The organism is Pseudomonas putida group bacterium ESBL64 (assembly GCF_045277175.1).
GTDB lineage: Bacteria > Pseudomonadota > Gammaproteobacteria > Pseudomonadales > Pseudomonadaceae > Aquipseudomonas > Aquipseudomonas alloputida.
The window spans coordinates 2,550,650-2,566,775 of the sequence record NZ_CP145799.1 but is presented as its reverse complement, the minus strand read 5'-3'; the positions used below and the strand labels follow the sequence as shown (position 1 = coordinate 2,566,775).

Below are 16,126 nucleotides of genomic sequence, written 5' to 3'. Positions count from 1 at the left end.
GAACAACAAGGCCAAAGCCATGGACCACCCCATACCCCGCATCCTCATCGTCGAAGACGACCAGCGCCTCGCCGAGCTCACCGCCGAATACCTGCAGGCCAATGGTTTCGAGGTCGCGGTGGAGGCCGATGGCGCCCGCGCCGCGAGGCGCATCATCGACAGCCAGCCCGACCTGGTGATCCTCGACCTGATGCTCCCCGGCGAGGACGGCCTGAGCATCTGCCGTCGGGTGCGCAGCCAGTACCAGGGGCCGATCCTCATGCTCACCGCGCGCAGCGATGAACTCGACCAGGTTCAGGGCCTGGACCTGGGTGCCGACGACTACGTCTGCAAACCCGTGCGCCCACGCTTGCTGCTGGCGCGTATCCAGGCCCTGCTGCGCCGCAGCGAAACCGTGGACAGCAAGCGCCAGGACCTGGCCTTCGGTGCGCTGCGTATCGACAACCGCCTGCGCGAGGCGCACCTGGGCGAGCAGTTGATCGAACTGACCGGCGCCGAATTCGATCTGCTCTGGCTGTTGGCCAGCAACGCTGGCCGGGTGCTGACCCGTGAACAGATCTTCACCGCACTGCGTGGCGTGGGCTACGACGGCCAGGACCGCTCCATCGATATCCGCATCTCGAAAATCCGCCCCAAGATCGGCGACGACCCGCTTCAGCCGCGGTTGATCAAGACCCTGCGCAGCAAAGGCTACCTGTTCGTTGGCGAGGCACCATGAACAATTCGATCTTCCTGCGCATCTACGGCGGCATGCTGGCCGTGCTGGTGCTGGTGGCCCTGCTTGGCGTGCTCAGCCTGCACCTGGTCAACGAAGTGCGCGCTGCCCAGCATCGCGAGGGCCTGGCCCAGGGCACCTTCAGCCTGATGGCCGACAACCTGGCAATGCAGAATGAAACCCAACGCAAGCGTTCGCTGCTGATCTGGGAACGCCTGCTTGGCGTGCCGTTGGCGCTGCAACCGATGAGCGCACGCAGCCTTGACGGTGGCCAGCGGGCGCGCCTGTACCGTGGCCTGGTGGTGGTCGAGAAGATTGGCCCGCATGCGGCGCAAGTGCTACGCAAGGTGGGCCAGGAAGACCTGATGCTGGTCGCGCAGATCAAACAGATCAGCGAGCAGTTGGCGCGGGCCACCCTCTATCTATTGGCCGACGAACTGGTGCGCTACCCGGTAACCGAACAGCAGCAGCGCCTGGCACAGATCAAGCAGGAAAAGGGCTTCGGCTTTGGCGTTGCCTTGCAACGTATCGAGCGGGTCAGCCTGGACGATGACCAGCGGCGCCGCGTGGAGGAGGGCGACACGGTGATGGCGCTGGGCAAGGATGGTGACTCGATCCGGGTGTTCGCCGGGCTGACGGGCTCGCCATGGGTACTGGAAATCGGCCCGCTGTACCAGCTCAACCCTTACCCGCCGCAGTTGCTGATTCTGATTGCCTTCCTGGGGCTGTGCCTGATCGGCCTGGTGGTCTACCTGCTGGTGCGTCAGCTGGAACGTCGTGTGTCCGGCCTGGAGATTGCTGCCACGCGCATCGCCCAAGGCAGCCTGGATACCCGCGTGCCGGCCGGCGACGCCGACTCGGTAGGGCGCCTGGCGGCTGCCTTCAATGGCATGGCCGAGCACCTGCAGCGCTCGCTGACCATGCAGCGCGAGCTGGTGCGAGCGGTGTCCCACGAGCTTCGCACGCCGGTGGCGCGCCTGCGCTTTGGCCTGGAGATGATCGAAAGCGCCACGACTGAACAGGTGCGGGCAAAGCATCTGGCGGGCATGGACGGGGATATCCAGGACCTCGACAAGCTGGTCGACGAGATGCTGACCTACGCCCGCCTGGAGCAGGGCGCACCGGCCTTGAAGTTCCAGCGGGTCGATCTGGATGCCTTGCTCGATCGGGTGATCGAAGAGCTGGCACCTTTGCGTGCCGAGGTGCGGGTGGTGCGCGGCGACTGTCAGGGCGCGGATGCCGAAGGCGCCTGGGTCGAGGCCGAGCCGCGCTACTTGCACCGGGCCCTGCAGAACCTTGTCGGCAATGCCATGCGCCATGCCGAGGGCGAAGTGCGCCTGAGCTATCAGCTGGGCCAGCAACGTTGCCGCATCGATGTGGAGGATGACGGCCCAGGGATCCCCGAGGGCTTCTGGGACCGCATTTTCACGCCCTTCACCCGCCTCGATGACAGCCGCACCCGTGCCTCGGGCGGGCATGGCCTGGGCCTGTCGATCGTACGGCGGATCATCTACTGGCACGCGGGCCGGGCCACGGTGGGCCGCAGCGAGGCGTTGGGCGGTGCCTGCTTCAGCCTGAACTGGCCAAGGCAGCAGGCACCGCTGTGAAGGTCAGACGCTGACCAGGCTCAGCAGGTGGCCGTCCTGCAGGCAGAACTGACCTTGCAGCTCTGCGCCTTGCTGCCACTGCGGTGACAGGTCGGTGAGCAGGCGCAAGCGCGCCAGCCCTTCTGCGGACCAGTCGAGCACTTCTGCGTGTTCGAAGTAGAAGCGTTGGCGAGTCAGTGGGTACAGGGTCTTGAACAAGCTTTCCTTCAGCGAGAACGTCAGGGTGACCGTAAGCCCAAGCTGGCGGCGGTCCAGGCGCTCCAACTCTGCCGGGGTAAGGATTTCGCCCATCAGCCGCTCGGCGCGCGCGTCATCCAGCAAGGCTTCCTGATCCAGGCCCAGACCTTGGCAGCTGTTTTCGCCGGCGACCACCGCGGCGGCCCAGCCCTTGCCGTGTGTGATCGAGCCATGAATACCGGCGGGCCAGATGGGCGAGCGGTCTTCGTGGGTGCCGGGCACGTAGTCGCGGCCGTCCAGGTGCTGGAGCGCGGCGCGGGCACATACGCGGCCGGCCAGGTACTCGGCCTGGCGCTTGGCCACCGAGCGCAGCAGGCTGGCGCTGGGCAGTACGCCAGCGCGCTGGAAGTCGTCGGCGGCCAAGTGGGCAGGGTCGAAGGCGCAACTGACCAGCACCGCGCCGGGCAATGGGCGGGGCAGGGGCCAGTGGTGCTGGAGCGGGGCGCAACAGGCAGGAAGTGTGTTCATGGCGGCTATTGTGCCAGCTGTGCAGGCGCTAAGGGAGGTGGCGTGGTAACGCCTCCTTTCCCACAACGATTGCACAATCTTTTATTTGAACACCTTCTTGAAGAACGCCTGCATATCCGCCCAGGAACGCTCGTCCGCGGCCTTGTTATAGCCAATGTCCGGCCCCCCATGTTCACCGTGGCTCAGCCGATCGGCATCGGGGTTGGTGAACCCGTGCTTGGCCCCTTCAATACTGACGAACTGGTAGTTGACCTTGGCCGCATCCATCTCGGCCTTGAACGCCTCCACCTGCTGTGGGGTGACCATGCTGTCCGCCGCACCATGCTCGACCAGGATATCGGCCCGCACCACGCCAGGTTTTGCCGGGGTCTGGGTGGCCAGTGCGCCATGGAAGCTCACCACGCCATCGAGCTTTTTTCCCCGGCGTGCGGCATCGAGCACCACCTTGCCGCCAAAACAGTAGCCGACAGCGCCCAGTTGATGCTTGTTCACATTCGGCTGCTTTTTCAACAACTCCAGGCCCGCGTCGAAGCGCGCTGCTGCTGCGGCCGGGTCCTTCATCGCTGCGGCCATGAATGCCTGGGCATCCTGCGGATGCTCGGTGTGCTTGCCATCGCCGTACATGTCGATGGCCAGTGCCTTGTAGCCCAGGGCGGCAAGATCTCTCGCACGACGCTTGGCATAGTCGTTCAGGCCCCACCATTCATGCACCACAACGATGCCTGGGCGTTTGCCGTCCAGCGCGTCATCGTAGGCGTAGTAGCCGACGAGGCGGTTGCCATCGTCGTCCTGATAAGGAATTTCACGGGTCACTACCGCCGCTTGGGCGAGGGCGGCGCTGCACATCAGGGTCAGGGCCAGCAGGGCTCGCATGTTCACAACTCCTTGTTTTGCTATCGATTCGTTCAGCCGGGGTTCAGCCAGGGTTCAGTCGCGGTTCAGGGTGCCCTGATTACTCTAGCTTCCAGACCGAAACAGCGCACCCAACTGGAGTACCCAGCCATGAAAACCTTCAATACCTTGCTTGCCGCCATGGCCGTCTGTGCCGCTGGCATTACCACCGCCCAGGCCGCGGACGACAACTTCGCCAGCCTCACCTACGGCCAGACCAGCGACAAAGTTCGCAAGTCCGGCCTGCTGCAACGCAACACCGATCAGCTCAATGCCGACGGTATTATCGGCAAGGACGATACCTGGGGTGTGCGTCTGGGCAAGATCAACGACCAGGGCCGCTACTACATGACCTATGACAATGTCTCTGGCGACCACAGTGGCCTGAAGTTGCGCCAGGAAAACCTGCTTGGCAGCTACGACTTGTTCCTGCCGGTGGGCGATACCACCAAGCTGTTCGGTGGTGGCAGCCTGGGTGTGACCAAGCTTACCCAGGACTCGCCAGGCGCCAGCCGGGACACTGACTACGGTTATGCCTACGGCTTGCAGGCCGGTGTGATCCAGGACATCACCGACAAGGCCTCGGTCGAACTGGGCTACCGTTACCTGCGCACCAATGCCGCGACCGAGGTGGGCGCGCATGGCGGGCCGAAGGATGGCACCCTGCGCCTGACCAGCAGCGCGCAGACCTACCTGGCAGCAAGTTACAAGTTCTGACGAACGAGCCGCGTTATCCTGTACCGGCCTTCGCGGGCACGCCCGCTCCCACAGGTACTGCACAAACCGCTGAAACTGTGCAGTACCTTTGGCTTGTGCGGGTGCTGCACACGTTTCAGAGACTGTGCGATTGCTGTGGGAGCAGGCATACCCGCGAATAGGCCGGTACAGGCAATACACATAAGGAGCTGCACATGAAACTGCTGGTGGTCGAGGACGAAGCCCTGCTTCGCCATCACCTCTACACCCGCCTGGGCGAAAGCGGCCATGTGGTCGAGGCGGTCGCTGATGCCGAAGAGGCGCTGTACCAGGCCGAGCAGTACCATTTCGACCTTGCCATCATCGATCTGGGCCTGCCCGGTATCAGCGGCCTGGAGCTGATCACGCGGCTGCGCAGCCAGGACAAGACCTTCCCCATTCTCATCCTCACAGCCCGTGGCAACTGGCAAGACAAGGTCGAGGGCCTGGCCGCCGGTGCCGACGACTATCTGGTCAAGCCGTTCCAGTTCGAGGAGCTTGAAGCACGGCTCAATGCCCTGTTACGCCGCTCCAGTGGTTTCATCCAGTCGACCATCACCGCTGGCCCCTTGGTACTTGACCTCAACCGCAAGCAGGCCACCCTCGACGAACACGCCTTGGCCCTGACTGCCTACGAATACCGCATCCTCGAATACCTCATGCGCCATCACCAGCAGGTGGTGGCCAAGGATCGCCTGATGGAACAGTTGTACCCAGGTGACGAAGAGCGCGACCCCAATGTCATCGAAGTGCTGGTTGGCCGCCTGCGCCGCAAGCTTGAAGGCGAGCGCGGCTTCAAACCCATCGACACGGTGCGCGGTCTGGGCTACCTGTTCACCGAGCGCTGCCGATGATCCGCTCGCTGCGGGTGCGCCTGATGCTGGCCGCCGCAGTGTTGGCGCTGCTGTTCATGCTGGCGCTGCTGCCGGCCTTGCAGAAGGCCTTCAGCCTGGCTCTGCAGGAGTCGATCGAGCAGCGTCTGGCCTCGGATGTGACCACGCTGATTTCCGCTGCGCGTATCGAGCATGGCCAGCTGCAGATGCCGACACTGCTGCCGGACGAGCGCTACAACCTGCCCTACACAGGCCTGCTCGGCTATATCTTTGACCGCGACGGCAAACTGGTCTGGCAGTCGCGTGCCACCGCCGACCGGCACATCAACTACCAGCCGCGCTATGACGGGCGCGGCAACGAGTTCGACCGCATTCACCAGTCCGATGGCGAAGAGTTCTTCGTGTACGACGTCGAGATCAAGCTGTTGGGCGGGCAGAGTGCCGCCTACAGCATTGTCGCTCTGCAGCCCGTGAGCGAGTACAAGGCCACCCTCAATGGCCTGCGCGAAAAGCTCTACCTGGGGTTCGGCGCTGCATTGCTGGCGCTCATGGTGTTGTTGTGGGCAGGCCTGACCTGGGGGCTGCGCTCGTTGCGACGCCTCAGCCACGAACTGGATGAAGTGGAATCAGGTGCACGTGACGGTCTGAGCGGTGAGCACCCACGCGAGTTGCTGCGCCTGACCCGCTCACTCAACCGTCTGTTGCGCAGTGAGCGTGAGCAGCGCACGCGCTACCGTGATTCGCTGGACGACCTGGCCCACAGCCTGAAGACGCCGCTGGCGGTGTTGCAGGGTGTGGGTGAAAGCTTGCAGCAGCGCAGCGGCGAGCGCGAGCAGGCGCGGGTGCTGCAAAGCCAGATCGAGCGCATGAGCCAGCAGATCGACTACCAGCTGCAACGCGCCAGCCTGCGCAAGAGTGGCCTGGTCCGCCACAGCGTCTTGCTGCGGCCGTTGCTCGACAGCCTGTGCAGTACCTTGGCCAAGGTTTACCGGGAAAAACGTGTGAACGTGGTGCTGGAGTTGCCGGACGCGGCGCAGGTGCCGATGGAGCAGGGCGCGTTGCTGGAAATGCTCGGCAACCTGCTGGAGAACGCCTACCGGCTAAGCCTGGGCCAAGTGCGGGTGAGCCTGGTGAAGGCGCCGGGGTATCTGACCTTGTGCATCGAGGACGACGGGCCGGGCGTGCCCAACGACCAGCGTGAACGCATTCTGGAGCGTGGGGAGCGGCTGGACAGCCAGCACCCGGGGCAGGGCATAGGCTTGGCCGTGGTCAAGGATATCGTCGACAGCTATGACGCCGAGCTGAGCCTTGGCGATTCGCCGCTGGGGGGCGCTGCGTTCAGGATCACCTTCAACCTGGATTGATCCCTAGCCTGTGCCGGCCCATTCGCAGGTCAATCCGCGAATGGGGGCACAGGCAATCCACAAAGGGCGGATTTCCGCCATTCCTCCTTGTACAAATTCCGCCATCGGGCGGAAATCCGCCAATCCGTCTCGGGAATATCGCCCTGTCGTTGGGCATTTATTCCTAGCAAATACGGGCTTTGCACCCTTCATGGGCATTTTGGCACCACCCTTGCTATTGATCCTCGCAGAGGCCTGCCCAGGCAGCTCGAACACAACGACAAATCCCTCCAAGTGCAGGAGGGTTAGCGATTCAGGTGCCCCCATCACCCTGGGAAGGGTGAACCGGCACACTTGAGGAAAATTAGCCATGACGACACGTCAGCCGCTGTACAAATCCCTGTATGTCCAGGTGTTGGTCGCCATCACCATCGGCATCCTGCTCGGCCACTACTACCCGGAAACGGGCGTTGCCCTCAAACCCCTGGGTGACGGCTTCGTCAAACTGATCAAGATGGTCATCGCCCCGATCATCTTCTGTACCGTGGTCAGCGGCATTGCCGGCATGCAGAGCATGAAGTCGGTCGGCAAAACCGGCGGCTACGCGTTGCTGTACTTCGAAATCGTCTCCACCATCGCCCTGATCATCGGCCTCGTCGTCGTCAACGTGGTCAAGCCAGGCGCTGGCATGCACATCGACGTCAGCACCCTGAACGCCAGCAGCGTGGCTGCCTACGCCGCCGCCGGCGCGCAGCAGACTACCGTCGGCTTCCTGCTTAACGTCATCCCCAATACGGTCGTCGGCGCCTTCGCCAACGGCGACATCCTGCAAGTGCTGATGTTCTCGGTACTGTTCGGCTTCGCCCTGCACCGCCTGGGCAGCTACGGCAAGCCGGTACTGGACATGATCGACCGCTTCGCCCACGTCATGTTCAACATCATCAACATGATCATGAAGCTGGCCCCGATCGGTGCTTTCGGCGCCATGGCCTTCACCATCGGCCAGTACGGTGTTGGCTCGCTGGTGCAGCTGGGCTACCTGATGGCCTGCTTCTACATCACCTGCCTGCTGTTCGTGCTGGTGGTGCTGGGCGGTATCTGCCGTGCCCACGGCTTCAGCGTGATCAAGCTGATCCGCTACATCCGTGAAGAACTGCTGATCGTGCTGGGTACTTCGTCCTCGGAGTCGGCCCTGCCACGCATGCTGGCCAAGATGGAGCGCCTGGGTGCCAAGAAATCGGTAGTGGGCCTGGTTATCCCGACTGGTTACTCGTTCAACCTGGACGGTACCTCGATCTACCTGACCATGGCTGCGGTGTTCATCGCTCAGGCCACTGACACCACCATGGACATCACTCACCAGATCACCCTGCTGCTGGTGCTGCTGGTGGCTTCCAAGGGTGCTGCCGGCGTTACCGGTTCGGGCTTCATCGTGCTGGCCGCGACCCTGTCGGCTGTTGGCCACCTGCCGGTTGCCGGCCTGGCGTTGATCCTTGGCATCGACCGCTTCATGTCCGAAGCCCGCGCCCTGACCAACCTGGTGGGCAACGCCGTTGCCACCGTGGTAGTGGCCAAGTGGGTCAAGGAAATGGACAACGACAAGCTGGCTTCGGAATTGGCCTCCGGTGGTGCGCCGCTGATCGATACCCGCCCGACGGACGACCTGGGCGTGGCTGAAGGCCCGGCTCGTTGATAGCGGGTTGAAATGAGAAAGGCGACCCAAGGTCGCCTTTTTCGTGTCTGCGCGGTCCCTTGTGGGAGCGGCCTTGCGTCGCGAAAGGGCTGCGCAGCAGCCCCGGCGACCTTGCAGGATGGCTGAAATCTTGGGGCCGCTGCGCAGCCCTTTCGCGACGCAAGGCCGCTTGTGTCTTGATGGGGGATTAGAATCTGGAGTGAGAGCGGTGAATGGCAAGCTGAATGCCGTAGGTGCCTTGAGCACGTGTGGGAGCACAAGCTGCCATTCACCGTTCCACTTTGGCGAGAGCCCGAACAGTTGGATGCGGCTCTGATCTCGAATCACAAGCGTGGGCCAAGCCAAAGTCCTCTCACTGTGTTGAGTTTAGGAGGTTTTGGTGATGGCTTCCTTCTTGGGTATCGATGTTTCCAGTCTCTCCCTTGATGCTGCGGTGCGGCCACAGGGCATCAAAATGCATTTAAGCAATGATCCCACAGGCTTTGAGGCGCTACTGGAGAGCCTTCGCAAGCTCAGTATCAAGCGCGTCCTGTTAGAGGCGACGGGTGGCTACGAGCGAGATGTCATGCGTTTTCTACAGGACGCTGGCTACAAGGTCATACGCGTTAATCCCAGGCGAGCCAGGTCATTCGCTGACTCTCTAGGCATCAAGGCCAAGACTGACGCCATCGACGCCGAGGTTCTGGCGCACTATGCCGAAGTCATTCCAGATCAACCCTCCCTGCGAATCAGCCCCGAACGAGCGCTTCTGCGAGAGTTGCTTCAGCAACGTGATCGGTTGGTTCAACAGCGAGATGACGACCTGCGGCGCCTGAAGCAGGTGCAATCGACTGCAGTTGCTAACTACCTGAATGCCAACCTGAAACACTTCAAAGCGCAGATCAAACTGGTTGAGCGTGAGATCGAACAGCAAACCGCGATGCTGAACGACGAACGGGTTACCCAACTGATTAAAGTGAAAGGCATTGGGATGGTGACAGCGGGCAAGCTAGTAGCGCTGCTGCCGGAGCTGGGTCGGGTTGAATCCAGAGAAATTGCCTCCCTGGTCGGAGTGGCGCCCTTCAACCACGACAGCGGGAAATTCATGGGCAAGCGCTCTATCTCTGGCGGACGATTTGCGGTCAGGCGATCGCTGTACATGGCATGCCTTGTGGCGATGAGATACAACCCAGCACTCAAGGCTCGTTATCAGTCACTGCGGGAGCGCGGAAAACTTCCCAAAGTCGCTATCGTGGCCTGCATGAGAACGTTCATCGTGCGGTTAAATGCCATGCTCAGAACGGGTACATCATGGCTCGATCTAGTGCTACCGCAGCCTGAAAGTACAACGTAAATCCAGAACGCAGCGTGAGCCGCGTGGAAGCGGGCTTGCCCGCGAAGCCAACACCGTGGTGGATGGCACGGGCTTCGCCCGTGTTCGCGGGCAAGCCCGCTCCCACAGGGAAGGCGCCAGCTTTTAGAAATTGAGCAAGACAGTTGCTCCCACACAGGGCGATGCGGCGGCCCTCAGCCCAGTACCACCTCCAACACCCGGATCTCCTCCGGCTGTGGGTAATGCCACCTTACTTGCACATCCCAGAACTTCACCCCGTACACCCGCTCGGACGGTGGTATCTGGTAGGCCGGCCGTGGGTCCTGCGCCAGGCATTGCTCGATCAGTTGCACCAGCGGCTCATTCAAACGCAGCGCATGCTCGCGGGCCTGGATCAGGGCGTTGTCCGCCCACTGCACGGCAATTGCCACAGGCGCTGCGTTGGCCATCTGGTTGCTGGCGCCAGCGACGCTGTCGGCATAGGGCACATAAGGCTTGATGTCCAGCACCGGCGTGCCGTCGAGCAGGTCGATCCCGGACAGCAGCAGGCGCCCGGGCTCCACGCCCTCCAGGCGTACCACCGACTGGCCGATGCCGTTGGGCCGATGGGTGGCGCGGGTGGCGAACACTCCCATGCTCTTGTTGCCGCCCAGACGCGGAGGCCGCACTTTCAGGCGTGGTTTTTCCTCCAGTGCCTGGTGGAACAGGAACAGCAGCCACACATGGCTGACCTGCTCCAGGCCCTCGACCGCGTCACCTTGATCGAACGGCGGCAACAGTTCGAGCACGCCACGGGCGGCAGGCGCCAGCTGCGGCTGGCGCGGAATGGCGAACTTTTCCTTGAAACAGGAGTGGACGATGCCGACCGGGACAACCGTATGCTGCATGGCCACTCAGCCGCGCACGCGCAGGGTCAGGCCCTTGAGGAAGTTGCGCATCAACTGGTCGCCACACGGGCGGTAGTTGTCGTGGCCAGCCTTGCGGAACAGCGCGCTGAGCTCAGGTTTGCTGACCGGGAAGTTGACCGACTTGAGAATCGCGTGCAGGTCGTCTTCCTTGAGCTCAAAGGCCACACGCAGCTTCTTGAGGATCAGGTTGTTGGTTACCGGCAGCTCGATCGGCTGCTGCGGGCGGCTATCGTCTTTGCCTCGGCGGTAGATCACCAGGCCGTCAAGGAAGTGCGCCATCACCCGTTCAGGGCAGCGCACGAAGCCTTCCTCTTCTTCTTTTTTCAGGTAGGTGGCCAGCACCAGAGGATGCACTTCGAGGCCAGAGAGCCCGATGATCTCGGCCATCTTGGCGTCGTTCACCTTGAGCATGTAGCGCAGGCTGCGCAGGACGTCGTTGTGGTTCATTGCAGCAGAATCCTGTTCAGGTGCCGCGCGTTCCGGCGCGGCGTATTGCTTAGAAACGTTCGGAGGTAGCCAGGTAACGCCATTGGCCCAAGGGCAGCTTGCCCATCGACACACCACCCAGGCGAATGCGTCGCATGCCTAAAAGCTCCAGGCGCAGGTAGGCGCATAGCTCGGAAATCTGCCCTGGTTGTGGGTTTTTCAACACCATGCGCAGGTGTGTCTCGTTCTGCCAGCTGGCCTTGGCCTTGGGCAACTCGCGGTCATTGCGCATGGCCCCACGCGCCAGGCGTTCCAGCGCCTGGGGGGTGGTTTCGCCGCGCACTTCAATGATGAACTCTTGCTCCAGGCGACGCAGGTCGGCCTCGATCTTGCGGGATACCCGCCAGTCCTGGGTAAACACCTGCAGGCCGCTGGCGCCACGCTCCAGCGGTGCCACGCAGGCTTGCCGGGCAAAATGCCCGTGCAGGGCGCGCACGCCTTCGCGGTGGGCCTCGCTAAGGCTGCCCATGTTCATGCTGGCGCGGGCGTCTTCACTGTCCATGCCGGCTGGCTGGTTCAGCAGCAGGGTCACCGGCTCCAGGGTTTCGGCACGGGCGCCCGGCAGCAGTTCGACGCGCTGCTGCTCAACCTTGAACTGCGGCTGCTCGACCACCACGCCATCGACCGTTACCCAGCCTCCTTCAATGTACTGCTCGGCCTCGCGGCGGGAGCAGCCGAGCTGCTCGATGAGGCGTTTGGACAGGCGGACGGGTTCGGACATGGGGCAATTCGCAAGGCAGGGAAAGGCCTCCATTGTACCTGCCTGCAAGCGGTAGATGATGGGAATCTGTGTCAGATGCGCCATTTTGGACACATAGCGCGGCACATTCAGGCGCCGCCTCAAGGCACTGTGCGCATTAGCCTCATGTGCAGCAGAGGATAGGGCTGGCCCAGGCCGTCGGTTTCCGAACGGCCGATGACCTCGAAACCCTCATGCAGGTAGAAGCCCAGCGCTTTCGGGTTCTGTTCGTTGACGTCAAGGTACTCGGCATTCAGCTCATTGATGGCATAGCGCAGCAGGCGCTTGCCTACCCCTTGGCCGCGGTAGCCAGGTGCGACGAACAGCATGTCCACCCGCCCGTTGGCGACACCGGCGAAACCACAGATGCGCTGGCGGTCCTTGCAGCAGATCAGCATCACTGCGTCGAGGTAGCGGCGCAGCACATGTTCGCGCAGTAGCAGGATATAGCCCTCTGGCAGAAAGTCGTGGGTGGCGCGTACTGAATCCTCCCACACCTGTACCAGCTCGCTGTAGTCGCACAAGCGCGGGGTTTGCAGCGTCAGTAGCGCAGCCATGCCGGTGTTCCTCTGGGACGATAGGGAAAACATAGCAGGCCAACCACCGGTCGGCTTGTTCGCTTGGCGCTTGAGACCTGGGGAGTGACGGTCTATTAATTAAGCGTGGGAAAAAATCCCACGCAAATATAAGTTCAATCTGAAGCAAGATTACTGACCGATTTGGCGTTCTCGTGGCGAAGACCTGGAGACGGACTATGCAAATCCACCTGCTGTTCAAGAAGGCTTTACTCGCGGCTGCTGTAGCTGGCGTGTTGTCGATGTCCATTGCCTTGATCCCTGACTCGATTTCTCATGGCTCCAGTGCCTACGCTAAAGATGGCGGTGGCGGTGGCGGTGGCGGTGGTGGCGGTGGCGGCGGTGGCCACGGTGGCGGTGGAAGTGGCGGCGGCGGTGGCCACGGTGGCGGTGGAAGTGGCGGTGGCGGTGGCCACGGTGGCGGTGGAAGTGGCGGTGGCGGTGGCCACGGTGGTGGTGGAAGTGGTGGCGGCGGTGGCCATGGTGGCGGAAGCGGAAGTGGTGGCCACGGCAGCGGCGGTGACGGTGGTGGCCATGCCGGCAACAGCGGCAGTGGCCACGACGGTAATTCAAACGCTGGGCGCAGCAGCAACCATGCTGAAGCGGGTGACGATCATGGCAATCACGCGGGTGGGGAACCCGGGGATGATCATGGTAATCATGTCGGCGGTGAGCCTGGCGATGATCACGGCAATCATGTTGGTGGTGAACCTGGTGACGATCACGGCAACCATGTGGGTGGCGAACCGGGTGATGACCACGGTGTTCATGCCGGCGGCGAGGCCGGGGATGACAACAGCAGAAGCTGATTGGCGCTGACCCGAAGTGGCCCATACAAAACCCAGCGGACGGGTTTTGTATGAGCAGGTTCTGGCCTGTCTTGCCTTTATCACGTCATTTCCAATGAGCGCTGACAGCTTTTTCCTCGTCCATGCCGGGATATGATTGCGGTTTGCGTGGGATTAATTCCCGCGTCTTATACTGGGTGCCTCTGTCAAGGAATGCCCTCGATGCAATCGCCTGTCTTACCCCCGTCGATGCTGAGTGCGCTGCGGCGTGTGATGCGCCCGCTGGTGCGCCTGATGCTGCGCAAAGGGGTTACCTACACGATGTTCACCGACCTGCTCAAGGAGGTGTTCGTCGATGTGGCCCATCGTGAGTTTCGCCTGAACGACACCGCGCCAACCGATAGCCGCATCAGCCTGCTTACCGGCGTACATCGTAAAGATGTCCGGCGGCTGCGTAATGAGGGTGACACTGCAATTGCGGCCCTGCCGGATAACATCACGCTAGGTGCACAGTTGGTCAATGTATGGACCAACACCCCACCATTCTGCTCGGCACCCGGCCAGGCGAGGGCGCTTGCGCGGCTAGCCAGTGTGGGTGGCGATTGCTCATTCGACGCCCTGGTCGCCAAGGTCAGCACCGATATCCGCGGCCGGGTGGTGCTGGACGAATGGTTGCGCCTGGGCGTCGTGCGGCTCGATGAGCAGGATTGCGTGCACCTGGAAGCCCATGCATTCGTGCCACAGAAGGGTTTTGATGAAAAGGCTGCGTACTTCGGCCACAACCTGCATGACCATGCCTGTGCGGCGGTGCACAACCTCAGCGGCGAAGGCCCGCCATTTTTTGAGCGTAGCGTGCACTACGATGCCTTGAGCCCGGCCAGCGTCGAGCATTTGCGAGATGTGGTAGCCAAGGATGGCATGCAGACACTACTTGCCTTCAGCCGGCTTGCAGCAGCGTTGGAGAGTGCTGATGAGCCCGGTATCGAACAACGTCAGCGCATCACTGTCGGGCTTTATTTCTACACTGAAGCTACCGATTCCGACCCGTCGAAGACACCCGGCCCATGACTCTTCCTGTGCGCTACCTCAGTGCTGTCATGTTTGCCCTGGTTTTCGGGGGGAACCTGATGGCCCCGGCCGAGGTGGCCGCAGCGCCGGTGTGTGTCAGCCGTGACGAGATGGGTATGGCCGGTGCCGCAGGCCTGCAGTTTCCCGGCGGTATGGGCGGCACCGGTGTACGCAATGAAAATGGCGGCGTCGGTGGCACCGGTGCCCCAGTCCAGCAACGTCCGGGTGGTACAGGCGGCACAGGCGCGGTGGCGGAGGGTGTGGACGGCACCTACTTTGATCAGCGCCACGGTGATGTAGGTGGTACCGGTACGCCGATCCTGCGCCCGGGTGGTACTGGGGGTACAGGCATCGTCGGTACCATCACCGGCTTCGCCTCGATCTGCGTCAATGGCATGGAAGTGCACTATGGCAAGGACGTACCGGTGAGTGAAAACGGTGCGCCTGCCAGCAGTGGTCACCTGGCGATCGGGCAGGTGGTGGCGGTGGAGGCATTCGCCACCCAGCGCGGCCTGCAAGCGGGGCGCATTTCGATCCTCAACGTCTTCGAAGGGCCGTTGACGGCGCTGCCCAATGCCTCGGCCCCACTGCGGGTCATGGGGCAACCCGTGCGGCTGGCCGCTGGCGCGCGGGTAGCTGAAGGGTTGCGCCCGGGTGAGCCCGTGAGGGTCAGCGGCCTGCGCGATGCCCGGGGAGAAGTCGTGGCGACCCGTATCGAACGGGCACCGGGGTTGAGGGAGGCCAGCGCCATCGGCGCGGTTGATCGCACTGGCAGCCTTCAAGGGTTGAAGTTGGGTACCCGTGTGGCGCCTGCACGTGAGGTGCTGGTGCGCGGCCAGTGGACCGGGCGCCAGCTTGAAGTGGCACAAACCCGTCCAGACCCGAGCCTGCCTTTTGCTGGTCGTGTCCAGCAGGCGGTGGTTGAAGGGCTGGTACAGCGCACACAAGCTCGGCAGTTGGTGGTTGCAGGTCTCAATGTGACATTGGGGCAGGGCACCGTAATTGTCGGTCGGCAGCCAGCGGCGTTGGCGCTTGATCAACGTGTGCGGGTGAGCGGGGTGCTCAATGGAACTCACGAGCTGCGGGCAACCCGCGTGGAATTCCAGGACGGCCGTGTCGACAATCCTGACAGAAGCCAGTCGGGGCACGGTGGTGAGCATGACGGAAGCAGCTCCGGCGGCTCCAGCAGCGGTCATGGCGCAAGCGATGGGGCCAACGATCGTGATGAAAACAGCGATGATCACAGTGGGCGCAGTGCCGTTGACGGCTCCAGTGACCATGGCAGTGGTGACAAGTCGGGAGAGTCGGTACACCTCGACGCATCGGAGCAATCGACGCGTAGCAACAGTGGAAGCTCCGATCGGGTTGAGAAGGTCGAAGTCGAAAACACCGGAAAGGTCGAAAAAGTAGACAAGGTCGAGAAGCCCGAGAAGGTCGAGAAGGTCGAGAAGGTCGAGAAGGTCGAGAAGGTCGAGAAGGTCGAGAAAGTCGAGAGGGTCGAGAAAGTCGAGAAAGTCGAGAAAGTCGAGAAGGTCGAGAAAGTCGAGAAAGTCGAGAAGGTCGAGAAAGTCGAGAAGCCCGAGAAAGTAGAAAAAGTAGAAAAGCCTGAACGGGTCGAAAAGGTGGAGTTACCAGAGAAAGTTGAAAAGGTGGAGAGGCCGGAAAAGGCAGAGACGGTGGAAAAAGTCGAGCATCCAGAGCGATCCGGGCGTTAGCCAACTAGGCTGG

General features: G+C 62.3%; 16 protein-coding genes. 10 read left to right on the top strand and 6 right to left on the bottom strand.

All coding sequences use genetic code 11. The features are described 5' to 3' along the window. The first annotated feature begins 19 nt into the window (after positions 1–19). Complete coding sequence (locus V6093_RS11735; RefSeq protein WP_004576832.1) at positions 20–718, top strand: response regulator transcription factor; 699 nt, start codon at positions 20–22, stop codon at positions 716–718. Next, positions 715–2,322, top strand: a complete 1,608-nt coding sequence (locus tag V6093_RS11730; protein ID WP_003254818.1) for an ATP-binding protein — start codon at positions 715–717, stop codon at positions 2,320–2,322. Before V6093_RS11735 ends, V6093_RS11730 begins: the two co-directional genes overlap by 4 nt. A gap of 3 nt (positions 2,323–2,325) precedes the next feature. Here V6093_RS11730 and V6093_RS11725 read toward each other — a convergent pair whose 3' ends face one another. Together V6093_RS11725 and V6093_RS11720 are read right to left on the bottom strand one after the other, a co-directional pair. Next, a complete protein-coding gene (locus V6093_RS11725; protein WP_003254817.1) occupies positions 2,326–3,027 on the bottom strand; it encodes a 4'-phosphopantetheinyl transferase in 702 nt (233 codons plus the stop codon). A gap of 81 nt (positions 3,028–3,108) precedes the next feature. Next, the gene (locus tag V6093_RS11720) at positions 3,109–3,900 is read right to left on the bottom strand and encodes a dienelactone hydrolase family protein (RefSeq protein WP_047603515.1); all 792 of its coding nucleotides are present in this window, start codon (positions 3,898–3,900) and stop codon (positions 3,109–3,111) included. 129 nt (positions 3,901–4,029) lie between these two features. On the opposite strand from V6093_RS11720, the gene V6093_RS11715 reads away from it, so the two are divergent. The 5 genes from V6093_RS11715 (at position 4,030) to V6093_RS11695 (ending at position 9,855) form a co-directional block, all read left to right on the top strand. Then, positions 4,030–4,635 carry an outer membrane beta-barrel protein gene (locus tag V6093_RS11715; protein ID WP_003254814.1) on the top strand — a complete coding sequence of 202 codons (606 nt, stop codon included), beginning with the start codon at positions 4,030–4,032 and terminating at the stop codon, positions 4,633–4,635. A 194-nt stretch (positions 4,636–4,829) separates the two neighbouring features. Continuing rightward, positions 4,830–5,507 carry a response regulator gene (locus tag V6093_RS11710; RefSeq protein WP_004576835.1) on the top strand — a complete coding sequence of 226 codons (678 nt, stop codon included), beginning with the start codon at positions 4,830–4,832 and terminating at the stop codon, positions 5,505–5,507. Next, positions 5,504–6,850, top strand: coding sequence for an ATP-binding protein (locus tag V6093_RS11705; RefSeq protein ID WP_406669800.1), 1,347 nt, complete (start codon positions 5,504–5,506; stop codon positions 6,848–6,850). The genes V6093_RS11710 and V6093_RS11705 overlap by 4 nt, the downstream gene beginning before the upstream one ends. A 349-nt stretch (positions 6,851–7,199) precedes the next feature. Next, positions 7,200–8,522, top strand: a complete 1,323-nt coding sequence (locus V6093_RS11700; RefSeq protein ID WP_014861189.1) for a dicarboxylate/amino acid:cation symporter — start codon at positions 7,200–7,202, stop codon at positions 8,520–8,522. A gap of 382 nt (positions 8,523–8,904) precedes the next feature. Further along, the gene (locus tag V6093_RS11695) at positions 8,905–9,855 is read left to right on the top strand and encodes an IS110 family transposase (RefSeq protein ID WP_004577666.1); all 951 of its coding nucleotides are present in this window, start codon (positions 8,905–8,907) and stop codon (positions 9,853–9,855) included. 173 nt (positions 9,856–10,028) lie between these two features. On the opposite strand, the gene tsaA is transcribed toward V6093_RS11695, so the two are convergent. The 4 genes from tsaA to V6093_RS11675 form a co-directional block, all read right to left on the bottom strand. Continuing rightward, positions 10,029–10,721: a tRNA (N6-threonylcarbamoyladenosine(37)-N6)-methyltransferase TrmO gene (gene tsaA, locus V6093_RS11690; protein ID WP_019750645.1), complete on the bottom strand. Its 693-nt coding sequence runs from the start codon at positions 10,719–10,721 to the stop codon at positions 10,029–10,031. 6 nt (positions 10,722–10,727) lie between these two features. After that, on the bottom strand, positions 10,728–11,189 hold the full coding sequence (locus tag V6093_RS11685; protein WP_003254807.1) for a DUF1456 family protein: 462 nt from the start codon (positions 11,187–11,189) through the stop codon (positions 10,728–10,730). A 49-nt stretch (positions 11,190–11,238) separates the two neighbouring features. After that, on the bottom strand, positions 11,239–11,949 hold the full coding sequence (locus V6093_RS11680; protein ID WP_010952344.1) for an rRNA pseudouridine synthase: 711 nt from the start codon (positions 11,947–11,949) through the stop codon (positions 11,239–11,241). 119 nt (positions 11,950–12,068) lie between these two features. Then, positions 12,069–12,524: a GNAT family N-acetyltransferase gene (locus V6093_RS11675; RefSeq protein ID WP_003254803.1), complete on the bottom strand. Its 456-nt coding sequence runs from the start codon at positions 12,522–12,524 to the stop codon at positions 12,069–12,071. A 294-nt stretch (positions 12,525–12,818) separates the two neighbouring features. Here V6093_RS11675 and V6093_RS11670 point away from each other — a divergent pair, with 294 nt between their 5' ends. The 3 genes from V6093_RS11670 (at position 12,819) to V6093_RS11660 (ending at position 16,113) form a co-directional block, all read left to right on the top strand. Further along, positions 12,819–13,361: a hypothetical protein gene (locus V6093_RS11670; protein ID WP_406669799.1), complete on the top strand. Its 543-nt coding sequence runs from the start codon at positions 12,819–12,821 to the stop codon at positions 13,359–13,361. Positions 13,362–13,552: 191 nt separating this feature from the next. Beyond that, positions 13,553–14,398: a DUF6502 family protein gene (locus V6093_RS11665; protein WP_003254799.1), complete on the top strand. Its 846-nt coding sequence runs from the start codon at positions 13,553–13,555 to the stop codon at positions 14,396–14,398. Beyond that, the gene (locus V6093_RS11660; RefSeq protein WP_406669798.1) at positions 14,395–16,113 is read left to right on the top strand and encodes a DUF5666 domain-containing protein; all 1,719 of its coding nucleotides are present in this window, start codon (positions 14,395–14,397) and stop codon (positions 16,111–16,113) included. Before V6093_RS11665 ends, V6093_RS11660 begins: the two co-directional genes overlap by 4 nt. The last annotated feature ends 13 nt before the right edge of the window (positions 16,114–16,126 follow it).